Source organism: Kitasatospora purpeofusca (genome assembly GCF_000718025.1).
GTDB lineage: Bacteria > Actinomycetota > Actinomycetes > Streptomycetales > Streptomycetaceae > Kitasatospora > Kitasatospora purpeofusca.
The window spans coordinates 16,710-39,072 of sequence record NZ_JODS01000037.1; the positions used below are offsets into that span (position 1 = coordinate 16,710).

At 74.9% G+C, this 22,363-nt stretch carries 15 protein-coding genes; 4 read left to right on the top strand and 11 right to left on the bottom strand.

What is annotated here, in order from left to right; translation table 11 throughout:
- Nucleotides 1-428 precede the first annotated feature (428 nt).
- On the top strand, nucleotides 429-1,841 hold the full coding sequence (locus IF01_RS0135340; protein WP_030397716.1) for an APC family permease: 1,413 nt from the start codon (nucleotides 429-431) through the stop codon (nucleotides 1,839-1,841).
- A gap of 118 nt (nucleotides 1,842-1,959) precedes the next feature.
- On the opposite strand, the gene mycP is transcribed toward IF01_RS0135340, so the two are convergent.
- From mycP to IF01_RS0135360, 4 genes are all read right to left on the bottom strand, one after another.
- The gene (mycP, locus tag IF01_RS0135345) at nucleotides 1,960-3,195 is read right to left on the bottom strand and encodes a type VII secretion-associated serine protease mycosin (RefSeq protein ID WP_051742872.1); all 1,236 of its coding nucleotides are present in this window, start codon (nucleotides 3,193-3,195) and stop codon (nucleotides 1,960-1,962) included.
- A gap of 89 nt (nucleotides 3,196-3,284) precedes the next feature.
- The gene (locus IF01_RS0135350) at nucleotides 3,285-3,578 is read right to left on the bottom strand and encodes a WXG100 family type VII secretion target (protein WP_030397718.1); all 294 of its coding nucleotides are present in this window, start codon (nucleotides 3,576-3,578) and stop codon (nucleotides 3,285-3,287) included.
- 77 nt (nucleotides 3,579-3,655) lie between these two features.
- Nucleotides 3,656-3,958 (bottom strand): WXG100 family type VII secretion target, encoded by a 303-nt coding sequence (locus tag IF01_RS0135355; protein WP_037782395.1) that lies wholly within the window; start codon nucleotides 3,956-3,958, stop codon nucleotides 3,656-3,658.
- A gap of 207 nt (nucleotides 3,959-4,165) precedes the next feature.
- Complete coding sequence (locus IF01_RS0135360; RefSeq protein ID WP_030397720.1) at nucleotides 4,166-5,854, bottom strand: type VII secretion protein EccB; 1,689 nt, start codon at nucleotides 5,852-5,854, stop codon at nucleotides 4,166-4,168.
- Between the two features lie 169 nt (nucleotides 5,855-6,023).
- On the opposite strand from IF01_RS0135360, the gene eccE reads away from it, so the two are divergent.
- From eccE to IF01_RS0135375, 3 genes are all read left to right on the top strand, one after another.
- Nucleotides 6,024-7,421, top strand: coding sequence for a type VII secretion protein EccE (eccE, locus tag IF01_RS0135365; protein WP_078880580.1), 1,398 nt, complete (start codon nucleotides 6,024-6,026; stop codon nucleotides 7,419-7,421).
- Nucleotides 7,421-8,194, top strand: coding sequence for a hypothetical protein (locus IF01_RS0135370; protein WP_030397722.1), 774 nt, complete (start codon nucleotides 7,421-7,423; stop codon nucleotides 8,192-8,194). The genes eccE and IF01_RS0135370 overlap by 1 nt, the downstream gene beginning before the upstream one ends.
- A 151-nt stretch (nucleotides 8,195-8,345) precedes the next feature.
- Nucleotides 8,346-10,697, top strand: a complete 2,352-nt coding sequence (locus IF01_RS0135375; RefSeq protein WP_030397723.1) for a MinD/ParA family ATP-binding protein — start codon at nucleotides 8,346-8,348, stop codon at nucleotides 10,695-10,697.
- 113 nt (nucleotides 10,698-10,810) lie between these two features.
- On the opposite strand, the gene IF01_RS0135380 is transcribed toward IF01_RS0135375, so the two are convergent.
- The 7 genes from IF01_RS0135380 to infB all read right to left on the bottom strand — a co-directional run bounded on the left by IF01_RS0135380 (nucleotide 10,811) and on the right by infB (nucleotide 22,205).
- Entirely contained in the window at nucleotides 10,811-11,788 is a 978-nt protein-coding gene (locus tag IF01_RS0135380; protein ID WP_030397724.1) for a bifunctional riboflavin kinase/FAD synthetase, read from the bottom strand.
- 65 nt (nucleotides 11,789-11,853) lie between these two features.
- Complete coding sequence (locus tag IF01_RS0135385) at nucleotides 11,854-15,618, bottom strand: hypothetical protein (protein WP_051756843.1); 3,765 nt, start codon at nucleotides 15,616-15,618, stop codon at nucleotides 11,854-11,856.
- Between the two features lie 210 nt (nucleotides 15,619-15,828).
- Complete coding sequence (gene truB / locus IF01_RS0135390) at nucleotides 15,829-16,758, bottom strand: tRNA pseudouridine(55) synthase TruB (protein ID WP_030397726.1); 930 nt, start codon at nucleotides 16,756-16,758, stop codon at nucleotides 15,829-15,831.
- A gap of 110 nt (nucleotides 16,759-16,868) precedes the next feature.
- Nucleotides 16,869-17,981, bottom strand: a complete 1,113-nt coding sequence (locus IF01_RS0135395; protein WP_078880581.1) for a DHH family phosphoesterase — start codon at nucleotides 17,979-17,981, stop codon at nucleotides 16,869-16,871.
- Nucleotides 17,982-17,983: 2 nt separating this feature from the next.
- A complete protein-coding gene (gene rbfA / locus IF01_RS0135400; protein WP_030397728.1) occupies nucleotides 17,984-18,427 on the bottom strand; it encodes a 30S ribosome-binding factor RbfA in 444 nt (147 codons plus the stop codon).
- A 153-nt stretch (nucleotides 18,428-18,580) separates the two neighbouring features.
- Entirely contained in the window at nucleotides 18,581-18,877 is a 297-nt protein-coding gene (locus tag IF01_RS0135405) for a DUF503 domain-containing protein (RefSeq protein ID WP_030397729.1), read from the bottom strand.
- A gap of 136 nt (nucleotides 18,878-19,013) precedes the next feature.
- Nucleotides 19,014-22,205 (bottom strand): translation initiation factor IF-2, encoded by a 3,192-nt coding sequence (gene infB, locus IF01_RS46305; protein ID WP_078880582.1) that lies wholly within the window; start codon nucleotides 22,203-22,205, stop codon nucleotides 19,014-19,016.
- Nucleotides 22,206-22,363: the final 158 nt, after the last annotated feature.

The window sequence follows — 22,363 nt, forward strand, 5'->3', positions numbered from 1 at the left end:
TCCTCGGGGTCCGGCCCCTTCCGGCGTCCAGGTTCCGAAACGTTACCTAGATCTTTCCGCCGGAGGGCTGCGGTTCCCGTACCCGACGGGGGCTCGGGCCTGCGGCCAGGGCACTTCCGGTCGACCTGCCTCCGCATCCGGCCATGACCTTGGATTGATGCGCGCAATGCCACATTCACCTTGGATTCAAGCGCCATGTGGCGAAAGTAACAAGTCGGACATACATAGTGATGACGATAAGTGATCATCAGATCGCATGTCTATGCGGATTGCCGCAACGGATTCCGAAGCAATTCCGGCATTGACGCGATCGATACGCCCAAGGTTCCATGGCGGCCCGGGAGCGACAGGACCAGAACCGAGCAGACAGCCAGCGGAGGCGATACCGCTCCCTCTCCAGGACCGCACAGAGCCGATCGGATGCCCCGATGACCGACACGCTTCGCCCACCGACCGCCGCGGCCGCCGCCCCGGCCGACGCGGGCGCCCCCGCCGCCCCGCAGACGCTCAAGCGTTCGATCGGCGTCGTGGGCGGCACACTGCTCACGCTGTCCTGCGTCACCCCGGCCTCCACGCTCTTCGTGATCGTCCCGGAGCTGTTCTCCAGCATCGGCAGCGCCACCGCGCTGGCCATCGCGATCGGCTCGGTGCTCTGTATCGCGGTCGCCTTCTGCTACTCCGAGCTCGGCACCCTGATCCCCAGCGCCGGCGGCGAGTACGCCATGGTCGGCACCCTGGCCGGACGGCTGGCCGGCTGGCTGGTGTTCGTGCTCTCGCTGATCGTGGTGATGATCGTCCCCTCGGTCATCGCCCTCGGCACCGCCGACTACCTGGCCCCCGTCCTGCACGTGGACAAGCCGCTGGCCGGCGCCGCGGTGATGCTCGCCGCCACCCTGGCCGGCCTGCTGGACCTGCGCGCCAACGCCTGGATCACCGGCGTCTTCCTGGTGCTGGAGGTCATCGCGGCCGGCGTCGTGTCCGTGCTCGGCTTCGCCCACGCCAACAGCGGCGCCCCCAGCATGCTGCACGGCGTGGTCACCGGCGAGGACGGCGTCACCACCACGGTGAGCATCGGCGCGATCATCGGCGCCCTCGGCATCGCGCTCTTCATCACCCAGGGCTTCTCCACCGCCGTCTACCTCTCCGAGGAGCTGGAGAACCCGCGCCGCAACGTGTCCCGCACCGTGCTGTGGACGCTGGCGATCTCCGCCGCCGTCATCCTGGTCCCGGTCGCCGCCATCACCATGGGCGCCCCCGACCTCGCCACCCTGAGCTCCGGCGACATCTCCGGCATGGTCACCGCCTGGAGCAACTCGGCCGTCGGCACCTTCATCAGCCTCTGCGTCGCGCTGGCCATCATCAACGCCGGCATCGTCATGGTCATCCAGAACTCCCGGGTGCTGTTCGCCTCGGCCCGCGACAAGGCGTGGCCCGGCCCGGTCAACAAGGCCTTCGGCACCCTGGGCCGGTTCGGCTCCCCGTGGGTCGCCACCCTGGCAGTCGGCCTCCCCGGCGCCGCGCTCTGCTTCGTCAAGGGCGAGCTGCTGAGCGAGATCACCGGCGTCGCCGTCACCGGGATGTACCTGCTGGTCGCGATCGCCGCACTGCTCTCCCGCCGCAACCAGCACAAGCACGCCGCCGCCTGGCGGATGCCGCTGTGGCCGGCCGTGCCGGTGGTGCTGATCGCGGTGCTGGTCTACGTGATCACCCAGCTGGACACCGTGCCGCTGCTGTGGACCGGCGGCATCACCGCCGTCGCCACCCTCTACTGGCTGTTCTACCTGCGCCCCCGGCAGGACACCCGCTGGGTGATCACCGTCCCCGAGGACCAGCAGGCCTGACCCGAGACCCCCACCCCTCCCCCACACGGCAGTGCCCCGGGCTCCCCCTCGCCCGGGGCACTGCCGCGTCCGGGGCAACTTCCGCGTCCGCGCGCTGCCCGGCGGTCCGGGCACGGGTTCAGGGGCGGCGGCGGTGGTCGCGGAGGACGATGCCGCCGCCGATCAGCAGGGCGACCAGCAGCGCGCCCACGCCCAGGACATAGGTCGCGGTGCGGCCGTCGCGGTCGGCCTGGGTCTCGCCGAGGCCGAGCGGGCGGGGCACGATCGGGGCGGACGCCAACTGCACCGGCGGGTCCTCGGCCGGCTTGTCCGGCGGCGCCGCGGGCGCGGTGGTGACGGCCTTCACCGGGTCGACCACGCCCCAGCCGATGTACTCGTTCGACTTGTGGTCGGTGCGCTGCGCGGTCTGCTCGATCCAGGCGCGCACCTGGCTCGGCTTCCAGTCCTTGTGCGCGCCGACCAGCAGCGCCGCCAGCCCGGCCACGTACGGCGCGGCGAAGCTGGTGCCGTTGTCCACGCACTGCCCGCCGCGCGGGACGGTGGAGAGCATGTCGACGCCGGGGGCCGCGACGTCCACGAAATCGCCGTACTGGGAGAAGTAGGTGCGCTCGTTGTTGCGGTCGGAGGCGCCGACGGCGAGCACGGTGCGGAAGGCCGCCGGGTAGGTGTCGCCCTTCTTGCCGTCGTTGCCGGAGGAGGCGACCACCACCACGCCCCGGCTCTCGGCGTTGTCGACCGCGGCCTTCAGCTCCTCGTAGCCGACGAAGCGAGTGTCGGCCGCGCCGCGCACGTCCTGCGAGATGTTGATGACCTTGGCACCCTGGGCGACGGCCGAGTTGACGGCCTCCACCAGCGAGTGCACATCGCCGTTGCCCTCGGCGTCGTTCTGCCGGATGGACAGCACCTTGGCACCCGGGGCGATGCCGACGAAGCCGGTCCGGTCGCTGCGGGAGGCCGCGATGATGCCGGCCACCTTGGTGCCGTGGCCGACCAGGTCGTCCTTGCCGCCGCCCTCGACCCGCTTGCCCTCCTTGTCCTTGAGCAGCGAACCGCCGTCGAGGACCTTCTCGGCCAGCTGCGGGTTCTGGTCGTCCACCCCGGTGTCGATGACCGCGACCAGGACGCCCGCCCCGGTGGTCGCGCCGCCCTGCCAGAGCTCGTCCAGCACCATCCGCTGCAGCGACCACGGCACGGCCTGCACGTTCTGCGCGTTCTTGCCGCACTCCCCCGACGCCGAGACGCCCGGCCCCTCGGCCGCCGCCGGCACCGTCAGCGGGCCGCCGAGCACCGTGAGCGCGGCCACCGCCGCGGCCGCCGTCCGGTACCTGACCACCGGCACCCTGCCACCCCTCATGTCGTCCACCTGGTCGTGCGGTCGTGCCAAAGGCGGGTGCCCGCACGGGGCACCCGCCCTTCGGCGCGTGGTACTGGGGCCGTGAACCGTCAGCCGGTCCAGAGGGTGGCGTTGCGGTTCTCGGTGTTCTGGTAGCTGGAGGCCGCGCTGTCCAGGGACTTGGCGATCGACTCCAGCACCTGCTGGAGGTGCTCGGCGCGCTGGTCCCACTTGGCCTGGTGGGCCTGGTAGCCCTGCTGGGCGGCGCCCTCCCAGCTGCCGGAGATCTTGGTGACGCCGGCCTTCAGCTCCTCGAGCTGGGCCTTGATGGTGCCCGCGGTCCGGCGGACCTCCGAGCTGGCGTTCTTGATGGTCTCGAAGTTGACCAGAATGTGTTCGGCCACGATGTCTCCTAGTCGAGGCTGCGAGGCACCCCATCACCCGAGGGGTGCGTCGCCGGGTGAACGGACAGAGCTGAGGATCAGGACGTGGCTGCGGAGCCGAAGATCGCCTGCTGGTCGGCGTCCGCCTGCGAGTACTTCTGGGTCGTGAGCTCGATCGCGTCCTTGATGGCGCGCAGCGACTTGTTCAGCTCCTGGGCGTCGGTGTTGAACTGACCCTGGAGGTTGGTGTACGCCTGCGCGGCCTGGCCCTGCCAACCACCGGTGATCGAACCCACCAGGTTGTTGAGACCGTTGATCTCGGTGTTGATCTGGTTGATGACCTCGTCCATGTGCTTGGCGAAAGCCAGCATCTCCTGAGCGGTCGTCTTGAACTGACCCATGCTCTACCGTCCCCCATGAGACAGACCTTGAGTCCGGAGGGACTGTTTCCGGCCCCCCGGGCACCACCGGTGTGATGTCCTGCAGCACTGTAGTCGGCACACGCAGCTCGCCCAACACCGGGCGACGGTCGGTTACCAAGCCATGACATCGTGGCCAATTCCTTTGCGGGCAGCGGGGCGAGGCCCGGGCCGACCGCCGCACCGGTGCTAGGCGTTCTGCTGCTGGGCCGCGCTCCTGGCGTTGAGCGCCGGGCCGACCGGCACCAGGTTCGACCACTGCTGCGGCACCGGCGCCGGCTGCAGCCCCTGGTAGCCCAGCCGGGCCTGGTTGCCGCCCAGCTCCTCGGGCTGCGGCGGGCCGGACGGGGTCGCCGACGGCACGGCCGGCCCCTTCGACGCGCCGGGCTGCGCGGGCGCCGGCGCGGACGGCTGGCCGGGCTGGGCCGGCGGCGCGCTCTGGCCGCCCTTGCCGCCCTCGCTGCTGGCCGGAACCGCGTACCGCAGCCCGGTCTCGGTGATCAGGAAGTCCGTGCCGGAGCCGTCCATGGCGTTGTCCAGCGCGCGGTAGAAGAGGCCGTGACCCGGCGTCACATGCGCCGTCGAGGTGCCGTTGCCGTACCGCACCGGGTACTCGGTCCCGGCCCAGACGCTGCGCCGCGGCGTCCGGCCGTCCTCCGCGACCCCGTCGAAGGTGCTGCAGACCACCGCCCGGGCGTCCTTCGGCGCCTGCCAGGAGTTGGCCGGCGCGCCCGTCCGGGTGGGCCAGTCCGCGGCGCCCTCGGCCATCAGCGGCACACTGCTGTTGACGGTGGCGTGCTCGGCCGGGGTGAGGTCGTCGATCCGCGGGCTCTTGTTGGCGTCCTGGTTGTACAGCGGCTGCAGCAGCGGGTTCTGCCGGACCAGCTCCGCCTGGAACTGGCTGACCAGCAGCAGCTGGCTCTTCCCCACCACGTAGTACTTCTCGCCGAACCGCACCAGCCGGCCGACCTTGCGGTCCTCCGGATTCTGCAGCGGCACCGAGGAGTTGGCCGTCCTGGTGTCCGGGACCAGCCCGTCGATCCGCGGGAAGACGATGTCGCTGCCCGGCGCCAGGGTGTCCAGCCAGTCCTTCTTCACCTTCTGCGGCACCGCCGTCGACCCGAAGACGGCCCACATCAGCTGCGAACGGGTGGTGTCGGAGTCCTCCGGGCCGCCGATCGCGTGCCGGCGGCCCTTGCTGTCCACCAGGAACACCCGCAGCTTCCCCTGGCCCGCGGCCGGACCGGAGGCGGTCACCTGCGGGTCGTCCGCCTGCTGCACCAGCAGCGCCTGGCCCACGTCCAGCATCCGGTCCTTCGCCCCGAGCACGTCCGCGTCGGCGCCGCCCGCCACGAACACCGCCTGGTCGACGGTGCTCCCCTGCTCGTCGCCCGGCCGGTCGCAGACCGACCACTTCATCGGCCGGCTCGCGTTCTCCTTGCTGGGCAGCTTGTCCGGCGCGTACGGGATGCCGATCGTCGGGCCGTGGTTGGGATAGCGGTCGAGCACGCCGTCGTCGACCACCACCACCTTGCTGTCCACCGGCAGCACCAGCCGCGCCGAGGCCATGTTCAGCACCTGGTGCAGCCGCTTGGTCTTCCCGTCCGGGTCGAGCAGCACCACGTAGCGGGTGGTGCTCTGCTTGCCCTGGACGATGTACTTGCCCTCGTCCCAGCCCACCGGCGCGCTCGGCTTGAACACCCCCCACAGACCGAAGCCCCCGATCACCAGCGCCCCCACCAGCACGCTCGGCAGGATCGCCTTCACCGGGCGCGGCGCGTCCTCGTCGCTCCCCCCGCCGCCGGGCAGCAGGAAGGCTCCGACCGTGCGCTTGCGGGCGAAGGTGTAGGCGTTCAGCTCGTCCCGGCGCGATGCCATGCTCGTCGTCTCCCCTGTCGGACCCTGCTCCCCGTGGCCTGCCACCCCCCGGGCGAGAACGGGCTCGAACCCTCTACGATGCGGCAGCAGACGGTGAGTACGGTACGGGTACGGTTCACGCACCGGCCAGCCGGGCCGCGACAACCGACCAGAGAGGGGCACTCGGGGGATGCCGAACCAGACCGTTCCGGGGCGCCGGAGCACGTCACGGGGCAGTGGTCCGCGCCGCGCCGCGCGGCGCGAGGGGAGCGACACCGCGGGCTCCTCCGCCCCGGGCCGCGCCGACGGACCCCAGGGGCCGGTCACGGTCCGCGTCCACCCCCGGCCCGGGCTGCTCGGCAGCCGGCTGAGGCTCCAGCAACTCGTGCTGGTCGAGGTCGCGGTGGCCCTGGTCGCGGTCGGATGGACGATCAGCAGGGCGGTCGCCGCCGGCTTCGGCGCCGTCGCCCTCGCCCTGGTCACGCTGGCACTGGTGCCGCTGCGCGGCCGCACCCTCCCCGAGGCGCTGCGGGTGCGCGCCGCGCTCAAGGCCCGCCGCAAGCGGGCCCGCGCCCACCTGCCGCCGCCCGGCACCGACCCGGCGCTCGCGCCCGCCCTGGAACTCGAACCCGCGCTGCGCACCTGCACCCACGCGACCGAGGCCGACCTCGGCGGCCGCCCGGTGCGCCGGGAGACCGGCATGGTCGGCGACGGCACCTTCCTGAGCGCCGTCCTGCTCGTCCAGGCCAAGGACCTGCCGCTGCGTCCGGACCGCACCGCCCGCCCGCTGCCGCTGGACGTGGTCTGCTCGGCGCTGCGGGTCGACGACATCGCCCTGGAGTCGGTCCAGCTCGTCCAGCACACCCAGCCCGCGCCCGCGCCGCACCTGCCCGAGCAGTCGCTGGCCGCCCGCGCCTACCGGGAGCTCGCCGACGGCACCGCCACCCCCGCGCTGCGGCTCACCTGGGTCGCGCTCAAGCTCGACCCGGAGCGGGCCGCCACCGCGGTGCGCGCCCGGGGCGGCGGCGAGGCGGGCGCCCGCAAGGCGCTCCAGCGGGTCACCGACCAGCTGGCCGGCCGGCTGAACAGCGCCGGCTTCGACGTCACCGTGCTCGACGAGCGCGAGCTGATCGCCGCCCTCGCCATCTCCACCTGCGTCAACCCGCTGGCCACGACGGTCCGGCAGGGCACCGGCAGCGGCGGCGGCAGCGGACGGCGCACCCAGGAGACCAACCGGTTCTGGCGGGTCGACGACCGCTGGCACAGCACCTACTGGATCTCCCGCTGGCCGCAGCTGGGCCGCCCCGGCGGCACCCCCGGCCGGATCGCCGTCCCCGATCTGGTGAACCTGGTCACCGGCGCGCCCGCGCTGGCCAGCACCTTCAGCCTGACCGCCGGTCACGGCACCGGCGGCTCGGTCACCCTCAGCGGCCACGTCCGGGTCACCGAGCGCAGCGAGAGCGAGGCCGTCGAACTCGGCCGGCAGCTGGAGGCCCGCGCCCAGAGCGCCGGACTCGGCCTGGTCCGGCTCGACCTGGAGCAGGCGCCCGGTGTGCTCGCCACCCTGCCGCTGGGAGGTGCGTCCTGATGGCGCAGCAGTCCTACCCCGCCCCCGCGCCGCGGGCCGGCGCGGAGCCGGCGCCCCGGACCGGGCGCCGGCTGCTGCCCGGCTTCGGGCTGCGCGGCCCGCGCCGGGAGAAGCACGTGCTCACCCTCGCCGAACTCGACGCGCTGTCCTTCCCGGTCGGCGACGACGGCGTGCTGATCGGCGAGGACGTGCACCGCTCCCGGCCCGCCGTGCTCGGCCTGTTCCGGCCCAGCTCCTACGACCTGGTACTGGTCGGCGGCCTCTGGACGGCGCAGGTCATCGCGCTGCGGGCGGCCGCCACCGGCGCGCGGATCGCCGTCGAGACCGCCCGCGGCCACCTCTGGGGGCCGATGGCGCAGGCCGCGGGCGGCGGGCAGCCGTGCGTGACGGTCCACCAGCCCGGCCGGCTCGGCCCGCAGGGCGCCTCGGTCACCTCGCCGGTGCTCGTGGTGCGCGACCTCGGCGCCCGCCCGCCGCGCAGCCGGCTCTCCGCCACGCCCTGGCAGACGGTCCTGACGGTGGTGCCGCACCTGGGGCCGAACGCCTCCCGGGTGCTCAACGCGGCCGACCTGGTCGGGGTGCAGCGGGTGATGCCGGAGGAGGCCGAGCTGATCGGCCGGGTGCTCTCGCTCGGACCGGCCGAGACCGCCGCCCTGCCCTCGCTCCCGGACGACCTGACGCTCTGGACGACCCGGATGAACCGTCAGTACGTCCGGATCGTCACCGGGCAGGCGGAACGGCAGGTCCTGGGCGGCCCGCGCCGCCTCGACTGACCCGCGCGGAGCCGGTCGGGGCCTGTGTACGGCCCGTGTGCGGCCCGGTCGGAGATGAGACACCGCCTTCAGCCGGGGGTGGCTCACGGCCTAGGCTGTGGGACGGCAACGGCACCGCGAACTTGCGGCGGCGAACACGAGGGAGCCCTAGGTGAGCAGCGATCGGGACGGCGTCTACGTCGGCGACAACGCGGCGGAGGACGACGACGACTGGTCCGACGCGCCCGATTACACTCCCCCGTCCTGGTACGTGCAGACGGATGCCGCGGGTGCTCCGGCGGCCGCGCCGGGCGGCGGCGTGACGCCGGCTCCGGACGGGGCGTCCGCTCCGGCGGCCGCGCCGGTCCCAGCGGCTGCGGCCGCGCCCGTTGCTGCGCCGGCGCCCGTACCTGCGCCCGCACCGGTGCCCGTCGTCGCGCCCGCGCCGGAGGCCGTGGCGCCGCCGGTCGCGGCCCAGCCGCCGGCGCAGCCCCTCGCTCCGTCCCAGGCCCAGCCTCCGGTGCAGCCCGCGACCTATCCGCAGCCGCAGACGCAGCCGCAGCCGGGCGGGGCCGCCGTCCCGGCGGCGGCTCCGGCACCGGCGCCGGTCCAGGGTGTGCCCGCCGAGCCCTTCGCGGTGCCGCCGACCGCCCCGGCCGCGCCCGCCCCGGCACCGGCCCCCGCGCCCGCCCCGGCCCCCATGCCCGGCTGGCCGCCGGCCGACCCGTCCGCCGCCGCGCAGCCCGGCCCCGCCCAGCCGCCGGCCGCCGCCCCGGCACCCCAGCCGTACCCGGCCGCGCCGCAGCAGCCCTTCGCCGCGGCGCCGGGCCATCCCCAGCCGTTCGCCCAGGAGCCGCAGGCCTTCGCACCGGAGCAGCAGCCGTTCACGCCGGAGCAGCAGCCCTTCGCGCAGGACCCGCAGGCCGCCGCGTGGGCGGCCGCCCAGCAGGCCCAGGGCCAGCCCGGCCAGCCCCAGCCCCAGGCCGGTCAGCCGCAGCAGGCCGTCCCGCAGCAGGCCCAGCCCCAGCAGCCGCAGCCCGGACCGGCCGCGCCGCCCGCCGGCGCCGACCCGCGCGCGGGCGGCTGGCCGCAGCCCGCCGCCTACCAGCAGCCCGCGCAGCCCCAGCCGAACGCCCCGCAGTGGGGCCAGCCGCCGGCCGCGCCCGCCGCGTTCCAGCAGGCCGGTGCCCCGCAGCAGACCGCGCACGGCGCGCCGCTCGGTTACACCGCCGCCGTCGAGCTGTCCTCGGACCGGCTGCTGCGCAGCCAGCCGAAGCAGCAGCGGCAGCAGCCGCGGTTCCAGTTCGGCGGCAAGGCCGCGGCCGCCGAGAAGGCCCGCCGGCTGGAGATCATCCGCACGCCGGTGCTCAGCTGCTACCGGATCGCGGTGATCAGCCTCAAGGGCGGCGTCGGCAAGACCACGACCACCACCGCCCTGGGCGCCACCCTGGCCAGCGAGCGCCAGGACAAGGTGATCGCGATCGACGCCAACCCGGACGCCGGCACGCTCGGCCGCCGGGTGAAGCGGCAGACCGGCGCGACCATCCGCGATCTGGTGACGGCCATCCCGCACCTGCGCAGCTACATGGACATCCGTCAGTTCACCTCCCAGGACCTCCACTCCGGTCTGGAGATCCTGGCGAACGACGTCGACCCGGCCGTGTCGACCACCTTCAACGACTCGGACTACCGCCAGGTCATCGACGTGCTGGGCCGCCAGTACCCGATCATCCTGACCGACTCCGGGACGGGTCTGCTGTACAGCGCGATGCGCGGGGTGCTGGACCTCGCCGATCAGCTGATCATCGTCTCCACGCCCAGCGTGGACGGTGCCTCCTCGGCCTCCACCACCCTGGACTGGCTCTCCGCGCACGGCTACGCCGACCTGGTGCAGCGGTCGATCACGGTGGTCTCCGGGGTCCGCGAGACCGCGAAGATGATCAAGGTCGAGGACATCGTGGCGCACTTCCAGACCCGCTGCCGCGGCGTGGTCGTGGTGCCGTTCGACGAGAGCCTGGCGGCCGGCGCCGAGGTCAACCTGGACATGATGCGGCCCAAGGTCCGCGAGTCCTACTTCGAGCTGGCCACCCTGGTCGGCGAGGACATCGTCCGGGCCCAGCAGGCCGCCCAGCAGAACGGCTGGCAGCAGCAGGTCCAGCCGCAGCCCGCCCAGCCGCAGCCCCCGGCGCCGGGCTACCCGCAGCCGCAGCCCGGACCGCAGGGACAGCCCCCGTACGGCCAGCCGTACCCGTACCCCCAGCCGCCGCAGCCCGGCCAGCCGCACGCCCCGCAGCCCGCGCCCGGCACGCCGTGGGCGCCGCAGCCCGGGCAGGTCCCGCCGCCCCCGCCGGGCTACGGCTACCCGCCGCAGCAGAGCGCCCCGTCGCAGCCGCCGGCGCCCGAGTGGCAGCAGCCGCCCGCCCCTCCGGCCGGCGGCGGCTACGGCCACCCCCAGCCGGAGGAGGGCCACCAGCCGCCCCCGCCCGGTTACGGCTACCCGCCGCCGCCCGCGCCGCCGCAGTAGCGGCCGGCCGTAGCCGTCAGCAGTAGCGACGAACGCCGAGGGCCCGCCGACCTCCGTGGTCGGCGGGCCCTCGCGCGCTCCGGCACGCTCTCCGGCGCGGCGGCCGGCCTCCGTCAGCCGGCCTCGGTCAGCTCCCGGGCCCGCTTCACGTCGTCGGCCATCCGGTCCAGCAGCGCCTCGATGGAGTCGAACTTCTCCATCCCGCGCAGGTACACCAGGAACTCCACCGCCACGTGCAGCCCGTAGAGGTCCAGGCCGACCCGGTCGATGGCGTACGCCTCGACGGTGCGCGCGGTGTTGTCGAAGGTCGGGTTGGTGCCCACCGAGATGGCGGCCGGCATCCTCCCTCCTTGCCCGCCCTCGGGCAGGAGGGTCCCAGGCCGTCCGGCGATCAGCCAGCCCGCGTACACGCCGTCGGCCGGGACGGCGCTGTGCGGCACGGTGTCCACGTTGGCGGTCGGGTAGCCCATCTCACGGCCGCGCTGCGCGCCCCGCACCACCTCGCCCTCCACCCGGTGCGGGCGGCCCAGCACCTCCGCCGCCCCGGCCACGTCGCCGGACGCCACCAGTCGGCGGGTCAGGGTCGACGAGAACGGCTCGCCGTCCCCGACGGTGCCGCGCACCTGGAGGTCGACCACCTCGACGCCGCAGTCCGCCGCCCGGCCCAGCTCGGCCAGCAGCTCGACGTTCCCGGCCGCGCGGTGGCCGAAGCGGAAGTTCGGCCCCTCGACCACCAGGCAGGCGTGCAGCGCGTCCACCAGCACCTGCCGGAAGAACTCCTCCGGCGACTCCTTGGAGAACTCGGTGGTGAACGGCAGCACCAGCACGGCGTCGACGCCCAGCTCCTCGATCAGCTCCGCCCGGCGCGGCTGCGGGGCGAGCAGCGGCGGGTGGGTCCCCGGGCGGACCACCTCGCTGGGGTGCGGGTCGAAGGTGACCACCACCGAGCGCACCCCCCGCTCGCGGGCGCGCTCGACCACCCGGTTGATGATCAGCTGGTGTCCGCGGTGCACCCCGTCGAACGAGCCGATGGTGACGACGCTGCGTCCCCAGTCAGCGGGGATCTCCTCCAGGCCACGCCAGCGCTGCACCTGACCGCTCCTTGTTCCCTACGGCGCGTACCTTCTGTACGCTCAAACGCTCAAAACCCGAACCCCTATAGCGTGCCATGCGCCTGTCCGGAGTTCGGCACCGGAAGGCAGGTTGGCCGAACCGCCGGGTGCCGGGCTCCCCCGCCCGGCGGCCGGACGGCCCCGGTACCGCCGGCCCGCTCGGCCTCCGCCGCCGCGTACTGCGGGTCCCGACCGGCCGCGACCAGGGCGCGCAGCCGGTCCAGCCGCGGCCCCACCGGACGGGCCGGCCGCTCGTCCTCCGGCCAGCGCGCCAGCAGCGCGGCGAACGCCGCCGACCGGCCGGCGCAGCGCACCAGCAGCCCGTCCGCGCCCGGCAGCGCGGCCGCCGCCCGGACCACCACCGCCCGGGCCCGGGCCGGCCGCTCCGCCGCGCAGTGCTCGGCCAGCCCGGCGAGGGCGGCAGCCAGCACCTCCGGGTCCCCCTCGGTGGCCAGCAGGGTGTCCAGCAGCTCGCAGCGCAGCGCGTCCGCCACCGGGTCGGGCACCGGTCGGGACAGCACCTCGGCGAACGGCCGGCGGACCGCCGCCGCGCGGGCCGCCAGGGCGCCGCTCAGCAGCACCCGCAGCTCCAGCCGGGCGACGGCACCCTCGACAGCGCCGCGCGCCAGCCGACGGCCCAGGTAGTCGACGGCGACCGGCCCGGCCAGTTCCGGCCGCTCGCGCAGCAGCCGGGCGGCGAACTCGGCACCCCGCCGGGCGGCCAGCGGCGCCCGGGCGTCCGCCAGCACCCGCAGCGTCCCGGCCACCGGGGCGCCCGGCCGCGCCGCCGCCCCGGGCCCGCCCAGGCGGTCGGCCAGCGCGGCCAGCACCGGCTCCGGGTCGCTCTCCAGCGCCGGGGCCAGCGCCCGCGCGGTCAGGAAGCGGTCCTCGCCGCCCCGGTACACGGCCAGCGCCGCCGGCAGATGGACGGCCCGGCTCCCCGGCTCCCGCAGCAGCAGGGCCAGCGCGGCGCCGTGCAGGGCCGGCTCGTCCTCCCGGGCCAGCAGGGTCAGCGCGGTGAACCGCAGCAGCTCCGGCCCGGCGCCGCGGGCGTACGGGGCGGTGTGCAGCGCGTGCACCGCGGCGGCCACATGGCGTTCGGGCCGGGGGTCGTGGCTCCAGCGGTCGACCGCCCGGCAGAGCGCCGAGGGCTCCTCGACCGCCAGTACGGCGAGCAGCGCGTCCGCCCCGGGGTGCGCGGCTCCGGCCAGCACCTCGGTCAACTCGTCGAGGGCCAGGGACCGGTGGGCGAACAGCAGGTCGTGCGCGAGGTCGGCGACGGTGCTCCCGGGGCGGGCCGGCAGACCGCGCGGGTCGTCGAACCACCCGCAGAGCAGCGGCAGCACCCCCGGCGGATCGGCGCGCAGCCGGCCGGCCACCGCGGCGAGGAACGGCCGGTCCGGCCCGTCGGCGGCCACCAGCTTCCGGAGCAGGCCGAGTTCGGCCTCCGGCGGCAGCCCGAGACCGGCCCAGAAGGACGGCCCGAACCGGCCCAGACCCTCTGCCGGAAGCCGCTCGAACCCGCCTGCGGCGGCCGCACGTTCGACGATCCTTTCGGCCAACTGCTCCAGCAGCGGCCGGTGTTCGGCGAGGTCGGGGCCGGCGGTCAGACCGGCGACCAGCAACCGCCCGGCCCACCAGCCGGGTTCACTGCCGGCGGGGCGCAGGTCCACGGCCCGCCAGATCCGGTGCAGCCACGGATCCAGCGCCGGGGCGCCCCAGGTGGAGCCGACCCGCCGCAGCGCGGCGACCACCGGGCCGATCCGGTGCCGCGGCACGGTCCGGATCCCCGCGGGCGGCCCCCCGCCGGGCCCGGGGGGAGTGTCCTCGGCCTCGCCGAGCAGCAGCCGCAGCGCCGCGTCCAGGTCCAGGTGCAGGCCCTGCAGCCAGTCGGCGAACTCCCCGTGCGCGAAGCGGTAGCCGGAACCGGCCGGTACGAACAGCCCCTCCGCCAGCACCGCCGTCGCCCAGCCGCCCGCCACCGGGAACAGCTCCTCGAACACGGCCCGCGCCAGGGCGCCCTGCTCGGCGCCCAGCATCCGCCGCGCCGCCTCGTGCACCCGGCCGGCCACCGCCGCCGCCGTCCGGCGCACCCGCCCGGCGGACACCCCGGCGGGCCGCAGGGCGCCCCGCCGGTGGGCACCCGGCCGCCGGGGGCGGCCGTCCTCGGCGAGCCGCTGGGCCACCCGCAGGCAGCACAGGTCGAGATGGGCGGCGAACAGCCCGGTGCGGCCCACCGGCTCCCCGCGCACCCCCTCCGCCCACAGCTGCCCGGCCAGCCGGACCGCCAGCGGGTGCCGAGCGTCCTCCGCCGCCGGCCAGCCGGGCGGCACCCCGTACCGCCGCCGCACCCGCTCCGCCGCCTCGGCGGGCAGCGGCCCCAGGCGCCGCACCACCACCCGGACGGCGCCCGCGCCGTGCCCCGCCCCGTCGGCCGGCGCTCCTACGGACGCCCCGCGCGGCGCTCCGAGCGGGACTCCGACCGGCACCAGGAACTCGCCCTCGGCCCCGCCCGGCGCCAGCCGCTCCCAGGCCTCCTCCCCGCAGGCGGTCAGCAGCCGGGCCCCGCCCGCCGCCAGCCAGTACGCCGAGGCCCGCAGCCAGTCCGCGTCCAGCGGCACCGGCGACTCCTCCGGGCCGTCCAGCACCACCAGCAGCGGCCGCCCGGCCGCCGCGCAGAGCGCGGCCACCGCCCCCGGGCCGGCCGGCGCCGGCACCCCCAGCTCCGCCGAGGCCGACCCCAGGGCGCGCTCCACCGCGTCGGCGAGCGAGGCGTCCCCCGGCCCGAGGTCCGCGCCGCGCAGCCACACCGTGGGCCGGGGGCGCTCGCCGTCCCCGCGGCGTACGGCGACGGCCGCCGCCTCGGTGCTGCGGCCCGTACCGGCCGCCCCCACCAGGGCCACCACCCCGGCCCCGCCGGGGCCGTCACCGCCGGGGGGATCGCCGCAGGGGCCGTCGTCCACCAGGAGGTCGGCCCACTCCGCGAGCCCGTCCGGCCGGTCCACCCGGTCGGCCGCCAGCGCGGCGACCCGGTCCGGTCCGGCCCCCGCCGCGGCCAGCTGGGCGGCGGCCAGCCGCAGCACCCCGGCCAGGTTGAGCGCGCTGCCGTAGGCGGGCACCCCGGCCGCGTTGCGCGCCAGCGCCTCGGCGAGTTCCGGCACGTCCACTCCGACGGCGGTCACCGGAACGGCGGTGGGCGGCCCCGGCCGGCCCGGGGTCCGCAGGCCGGGCGCGACCACGGCCACCACCGTGCCACTGGCGGCGTCCAGCACCGGCGCCCCGGCCGGGACGACCGCCGCGTCGGCCGCCGAGGGCACGTCGAGCAGCAGCACACCGTCGATCAGGTGGAAGCGGTCGGCCTGCGGGTACACCGCGCCGGTGGTCGCCGCGAGGCCGCAGCGCAGCAGTACCGTCCGCCCGTCCGCGCGCCCCTCGCCCCGGACCGGGACGGGCACCAGCAGCACTCCGCCGTCCCCGGCCGCCGGCGGCGGGGCGACGGGCAGTGGCGGCACGGGCAGCCCGCCGACGGCGTCGGTGCGCAGCAGGGCCAGCCCCTGCCCGGGCAGCGGCCGGACGTGGTCCGGGCCCAGCACCCTGGTCTGTCCCCCGAAGAGGTGCAGGACGATGCCGTCGAGGCCGGCGACCGTCTCGTGCGCGGTGAGAACGGTGCCCAGCGGGTCGAGCACGAAGCCCAGCCCCCGCGGCCGTCCGTCCCGGTCGTGGATCCGCAGCAGCCGACGGCCGGGGTCGCCCGCCGCCGTGCCGTCGTCCTCCCCCGGCAAGCCCCTGAAGCCCAGCAGTCCCGGCATACCCGCAGCCCTCCCCGCAGGACCGGCCGGCCCTGGAGTGGACGCGTCGCGGCGACCTGCGCGCCGCCGGGGAGCCTGCCCGGCGTGGGCGCGGACGGACCGCGCCCGCGCCGTTCACGACCGCGGTTCACCTCGTGCGCTCCCCCGCGCGGGTGAACTTCCCCCCGACAGAACCCCGTGGAGCCCCGCGCGGCCCGGTTCAGCCCCGGTTCAGCCGACGAAGACGGCGACCGGCCGGGCCTGGCCGGCCTGCTCCTCCACCAGCGCCAGGAAGGTGCCGTCTGGCCCGAACACCGCGATCGGCCCGTCGACGCCCATCCCCGGGGCCTTCAGCCGGGCGCCGTGGGACAGCTGCTTCGCCTGGTCGGCGTCGAGGTCCCAGCGCGGGAAGGCGGCCGCCGCCGCAGCGGCGATCGGCAGCACCTCAAGCCCGGTGGCCGCCTCGCCGGTCACCGAGGCCTCCAACTGCTCCAGGGTGTGCGCGGACTCCACCCCGTACGGCCCGACCTTGGTGCGCCGCAGCGCGGTGAGGTGCCCGCCGACGCCGAGCCCGGCGCCGAGGTCCCGGGCCAGCGCCCGGATGTAGGTGCCGGAGGAGCACTCCACGGTGACGTCCAGGTCGACCACCGGCGTGCCGTCCTCCGCGACCGCGGCGCGCCGCTCGTGCACCGTGAAGCGGTGGACGGTGGTCGGCCGGGCGGCCAGCTCGAAGTCCTCGCCCTCGCGCACCCGGGCGTAGGAGCGTTTGCCGTCGATCTTGATCGCGCTGACCTTGGACGGGACCTGCATGATCTCGCCGGTGAGCGCCGCGACGCCGGCGGCGATGGCCTCCCCGGTCACCCCGTCGGCCGGGGTCGAGGCGGTGACCTCGCCCTCCCGGTCGTCGGTGACGGTGGTCTGGCCGAGCCGGACGGTCGCCTCGTAGGTCTTGGCGGTGAGCATCAGATGGCCGAGCAGCCGGGTGGCCCGCTCGACCCCGATCACCAGTACGCCGGTGGCCATCGGGTCGAGGGTGCCGGCGTGGCCGACCTTCCGCGTCCCGGCCAGCCACCGCAGCTTCGCGACCACCCCGTGCGAGGTGATGCCCTCCGGCTTGTCGACGATGACCAGGCCGTCCGGACCGGTGCCTTTGCGCTTCATCAAGTTCTCTCTGTCAAAGCCCTGTACAAACGATCAACCACAGGCTGCCAACCTACCGACCGCACGGCCCCGCCGACCACGCAGCACGGCTGGCGGGGGTCCCGCGCGGATCAGTCCCGGCGGGCCCGCAGCGCGGCGCGGAACCGCCGCACCACCACCTCGACGTCCTCCCGGGCGGAGAACCCCGCCGCGTAGACATGGCCGCCGCCGCCCAGCTCGGCGCAGGCGGCCGCGACGTCCACCGCGCCCTTGGAGCGGGAGGAGCCGCGCAGGGTGCCGTCCGGGTCCTGCTTGAGCACCAGCGCCACCTCGGCCTCGGCCGGGCGGCGCAGGATGTCGATCAGACCCTCGATCTCCTCGACGGTCACGCTGAACAGCACCAGCTCCTGGTACGGCACCCAGGTCCACACCAGGCCGAGGCCCTCCGCCGCGTCCGGCTCGTAGACGGCCCGGTCGAGCGCGCCGGCCAGCACCTTGAGGTAGCCGAAGGAGGAGGTGTCCCACAGCTGCCGCGAGATGAGGTCGTGCCGGATGCCGGTGGCCAGCAGCCGCCCGGCCAGCTCGTGGGTGGCGGGCGTGGTCGCCCGGTACCGGAACGAGCCGGTGTCGGTCGCGACACCGGTGTACAGGCAGGTGGCCAGCGGCTGGTCCAGTTCGACGCCCAGCCGGCGCAGCAGTTCGTCCACCAGCACGGCAGTCGCCGGGGCATCCGGGTCGATCAGCTGGTGGGTGCCGAAGCCGGGGTTGGAGGCGTGGTGGTCGAGGACGACCAGCACCGGGGCCGCGAAGGCCTTGTCGTGCAGCAGGCCCAGCCGGCTCTCCGCGGCGACGTCGAAGCAGAGCACCAGCTCGGGGGTGTCGGGCACCGCCGAGGCCGGCACGATCAGCTCCTGGCCGGGCAGGAAGGCCAGCGACTCGGGGACGATCTGCGGATCGTCGCCGAACGAGACCCGGACCTCCTTGCCGAGGCCCTTCAGGGCCAGCCCGGCCGCCAGCGCGGAGCCGAGCGCGTCGCCGTCCGGGCAGATGTGGCAGATCAGGTCGATCGAGCGGGCCCGGCCGATCTCGGCGACCACCTGCTGCCACAGCAGCTCGAATCCGCTCTCCTCGGCGCGCGGCCCCGGAAGCACCGCGAGGGCACCCTCCACCATGTCGGTGGAGGATGCCCCCGTGGTCGAACCGGTACCGGCTGCCGAACCGGCCGCCGCCGGCTCACCCGCCATGACTACTCGTCCTCGTCGTCACGCTCGGACGCCGGAACCTTGTACGGGTCCGCGTCGCCGGCGAAGGCCGCGCCCGCGGCGGTGGTGCGCACCGCGGCGTCGATGGCCCTGGCCCGGTCGAGCAGGTCGTCGATGTTCCTGGCGTTCTCCGGCAGGGCGTCCGCGACGAAGGTCAGCGTCGGGGTGAAGCGCACCCCGGTCTGCTTGCCGACCTCGGAGCGGAGCACGCCCTTGGCGCTCTCCAGCGCGGCGGCCGTGGCCTCACGCTCGGTGTCGTCGCCGAAGACCGTGTAGAAGACGGTGGCCTCGCGAAGGTCACCGGTCACCCGGGCGTCCGTGATGGTCACGAACCCGAGTCGCGGGTCCTTGATCCGGCGCTCCAGGGTCTGGGCGACGACCACCTGGATGCGGTCGGCGAGCTTGCGCGCCCTTGCGGTGTCGGTCACGTTGCCTCCTCGTGCAGTGGGCCGGGTACTCGGGCGTGCTGCTCGCCCATCGGGGCCCCTGCCCCAAAGTACCGGCCCGCGCCCAGCCTTGTGGGCGCTCTCGGTCCTGATCTGTGTGAGAACGGCGACTCGCGCCGTCCGCTTCCACAGTTCTCATTCGTCGTCGTCGTTGTGGTAGCGCCTCCTGGCGGAGAGCAGCTGAACCTCGGGGCGGCCGGCGACCAACCGCTCACAGCTGTCCAGGATCTCGGTGACGTACCCGGCTTCGCCGGACACCACCGCGAGGCCGATCTCGGCCCGGCGGTGCAGATCCTGGTTCCCGGTCTCGGCAGCGCACACGCTGTACTTGCGCTGCAGTTCGGCCACGATGGGCCGCACGATCGACCGCTTCTCCTTGAGCGAGTGGACGTCGCCCAGCAGGAGGTCGAAGGTGAGTGTTCCCACGAACATGTGTGACAGGTCAGAGCCGACCTGGAAGGCCTCGGGGAGCGGTTCCCGAACGGGACCGCTCCCCGGACCCTACACAGCAGGACCGGGGCCGGTCGACGGAAATACCACCCGTCGACCGGCCCCGGCAGCCACCCGCTTACGCGCGCGGCTTCTCGCGCATCTCGTAGGTCTCGATGATGTCGTCGACCTTGATGTCGTTGAACGAACCCAGGGTCACACCGGCCTCGAAGCCCTCGCGGACCTCGGTCGCGTCGTCCTTGAAGCGACGCAGACCCTCGATGGTGAGGCTCTCCGCCACGACCTTGCCGTCGCGCAGCAGGCGGGCCTTGGTGTTGCGGCGGATGATGCCGTCGCGGACCAGGACACCGGCGATGTTGCCGAACTTGGAGGAGCGGAAGACCTCGCGGATCTCCGCGGCGCCGAGGCGCACCTCCTCGTACTCCGGCTTGAGCTTGCCCTTGAGGGCGTTCTCGATCTCCTCGATCGCCTGGTAGATGACCGAGTAGTACCGGACGTCCACGCCTTCCTTGTCGGCAGCAGCGCGCGCACGGCCTTCGGCGCGCACGTTGAAGCCGATGATGATGGCGTCCGAGCCCATCGCCAGGTCCACGTCGGACTCGGTGATGGCACCCACACCGCGGTGCAGGACCCGGAGCTCGACCTCCTCGCCCACGTCCAGCTTGACGAGGGCGTCCTCGAGGGCTTCCACCGAACCGGAGACGTCACCCTTGATGATGAGGTTGAGCTGCTCGATGGAGCCGGCGGCGATGGCCTTGTCCAGGTCCTCCAGGGACACCCGGACCCGACGCTGCGCGAAGGCGGCGTTGCGGTCGCGGGCCGAGCGCTTCTCGGCGATCTGGCGGGCGGTGCGGTCCTCGTCGACGACGATGAAGCTGTCGCCGGCGCGGGGCACCGAGGTCAGACCGAGCAGCAGCACCGGACGGGACGGGCCGGCCTCGGCGAGGCTGTTGCCGTTCTCGTCCAGCATCGCGCGGACGCGGCCGTAGGCGTCGCCGACCACGATCGAGTCGCCGACGCGGAGGGTACCGCGCTGCACGAGGACGGTCGCCATGGCACCGCGGCCCTTGTCGAGGTGGGCCTCGATGGCGATACCCTGCGCGTCCTGCTCGGGGTTGGCCCGCAGGTCGAGCGAGGCGTCCGCGGTCAGGACCACGGCCTCCAGCAGCTGCTCGATGTTGAGGCCCTGGCGCGCGGAGATGTCGACGAACATGGTGTCGCCGCCGTACTCCTCGGCCACCAGACCGAACTCGGTCAGCTGACCGCGGACCTTGGTCGGGTCGGCGCCCTCGACGTCGATCTTGTTGACGGCGACCACGATCGGCACACCCGCGGCCTTGGCGTGGTTGAGCGCCTCGACCGTCTGCGGCATGACACCGTCGTTGGCCGCGACCACCAGGATCGCGATGTCGGTGGACTTGGCACCACGGGCACGCATGGCGGAGAACGCCTCGTGACCCGGGGTGTCGAGGAAGGTGATCGGGCGCTGCTCGCCGTTCACCTCGGTGACCACCTGGTACGCACCGATGTGCTGGGTGATGCCACCGGCCTCGCCGGCCACCACGTTGGACTTGCGGATGGCGTCCAGCAGGCGGGTCTTACCGTGGTCGACGTGACCCATGACGGTGACGACCGGCGGGCGCGGGGCCAGCTGGTCCTCGTCGCCCTCGTTGGCGCCGAAGTCGATGTCGAACGACTCCAGCAGCTCGCGGTCCTCGTCGTCCCGGCTGACGATCTCGAGCTGGAAGCCCATCTCGTCGGCCAGCAGCTGCAGCGTCGCGTCGGAGACCGACTGCGTCGCGGTGACCATCTCACCGAGGTTGAACATGACGGAGACGAGCGCGGCCGGGTTGGCGTTGATCTTCTCCGCGAAGTCCATCAGCGAGGCGCCGCTCGACAGGCGAACGGTCTGGCCGTTGCCGCGAGGCAGCATCACACCGCCGACGGACGGGGCCTGCATGGCCTCGTACTCCTGGCGCTTCGCCCGCTTCGACTTGCGACCACGGGCCGGACGGCCACCGGGGCCGCGGCCGAAGGCACCCTGCGTGCCACCACGGGCACCCGGGCCACCGGGACGGCCGCCGAAGCCACCCGGACGCGGACCGAAGCCACCGCCGCCACCCGGGGCACCGCCACCGGGACGGGGGCCGCCGAAGCCGCCACCGGCCGGACGCGAGCCCGGACCGGCCGGACGGCCCTGGAAGCCCGGACGGGCGCCACCGGCACCCGGACCACCCGGACGGCCACCGGGGCCACCCGGACCACGGCCACCGGGGCCGGGACGCGGGCCCGGACCGGCCGGACGCTGCGGCATCATGCCCGGGTTCGGACGCGGCATGCCCGACGGGGTCGGACGCGGGCCGGCCGGACGGGGCATGCCGTCGGGACGCGGAGCACCGGCACCGGGGCCACCGGCGCCCGGGGCGCCCTGGCCGCCGGGACGGGGACGGTCGCCACCCGGACGGGGAGCACCGGCACCCGGAGCACCCTGACCACCCGGACGCGGACGGTCGCCACCGGGACGGGGACGGTCGCCACCCGGACGGGGAGCACCGGCACCCGGAGCACCCTGACCACCCGGACGCGGACGGTCGCCACCCGGACGGGGACGGTCGCCGCCCTGGCCGGCCGGAGCACCCGGACGCGCGCCCGGCGCGCCGGGACGACGGTCGCCGGGGCGGGCCATACCGGTGGCGCTGCCCGAGGTGAACGGGTTGTTGCCCGGACGCGGACCGGCCGGACGCGGGCCCGGACGGGCGCCGCTGCCGGCGGCGGGAGCACCGGCGGCGGGGCCGCCGGTGGAGCGCGGGGCCTGGGCGGCCGGGCGCGGAGCCTCGGTCTCACCGGACACGGGGGCCGGCGAGGAGAACTCGGCCGCCGGAGCGGCCGGGGCCGCAGCCGCGGGACGCGGCGCCGGACGCGGGCCCGGTGCCGGAGCACCGGCCGGCCGGGACGCGGGGGCGGCGGCGGGCGCGGCCGGAGCCGCGGGGGCGGCGGCCGCAGGGGTCGGACGGGGACCGGGGGTCGCGCTGGGGCGCGGACCCGGGGTCGGAGCACCCGGCTTGGGTGCGCCCGCGGCCGAACCGGCCGAGGGCTGGGGCGCCGCGGGCTTCCGCGGGCCCGGCTTGGCAGCAGAGCCACCACCGGTGGGGGCAACGCCAAGCGCGTCAGTCAACTTGCGCACGACCGGCGCCTCGATCGTCGAGGACGCCGAACGGACGAACTCGCCCAGCTCGGTGAGCTTGGCCATCACGGCCTTGCTCTCCAAACCAAGCTCCTTGGCGAGCTCGTAAACCCGGACCTTAGCCACTTCACTCCTGTTCATGAGTCCGGGGGTCTCGTCCGCCGGACTGTCGCTACTTCATGGGCGTACCCATCGCGTACTCATCGCGTACTCATCGAGTGCTCATCGCAATCTCGACCTACTTCCACATCGCGAGGTACCTGACTGGTGGCACGACGTACGGC

What these genes read in the sequence shown, in the direction of transcription:
- mycP (WP_051742872.1), bottom strand. Translation starts at nt 3,195, where the DNA reads ATGAGGGGTGGCAGGGTGCCGGTGGTCAGGTACCGGACGGCGGCCGCG.
- IF01_RS0135385 (WP_051756843.1), bottom strand. Translation starts at nt 15,618, where the DNA reads ATGCCGGGACTGCTGGGCTTCAGGGGCTTGCCGGGGGAGGACGACGGC.
- IF01_RS0135395 (WP_078880581.1), bottom strand. Translation starts at nt 17,981, where the DNA reads ATGGCGGGTGAGCCGGCGGCGGCCGGTTCGGCAGCCGGTACCGGTTCG.
- IF01_RS0135360 (WP_030397720.1), bottom strand. Translation starts at nt 5,854, where the DNA reads ATGGCATCGCGCCGGGACGAGCTGAACGCCTACACCTTCGCCCGCAAG.
- IF01_RS0135405 (WP_030397729.1), bottom strand. Translation starts at nt 18,877, where the DNA reads ATGTTCGTGGGAACACTCACCTTCGACCTCCTGCTGGGCGACGTCCAC.
- IF01_RS0135355 (WP_037782395.1), bottom strand. Translation starts at nt 3,958, where the DNA reads ATGGGTCAGTTCAAGACGACCGCTCAGGAGATGCTGGCTTTCGCCAAG.
- truB (WP_030397726.1), bottom strand. Translation starts at nt 16,758, where the DNA reads ATGAAGCGCAAAGGCACCGGTCCGGACGGCCTGGTCATCGTCGACAAG.
- IF01_RS0135340 (WP_030397716.1), top strand. Translation starts at nt 429, where the DNA reads ATGACCGACACGCTTCGCCCACCGACCGCCGCGGCCGCCGCCCCGGCC.
- eccE (WP_078880580.1), top strand. Translation starts at nt 6,024, where the DNA reads ATGCCGAACCAGACCGTTCCGGGGCGCCGGAGCACGTCACGGGGCAGT.
- IF01_RS0135370 (WP_030397722.1), top strand. Translation starts at nt 7,421, where the DNA reads ATGGCGCAGCAGTCCTACCCCGCCCCCGCGCCGCGGGCCGGCGCGGAG.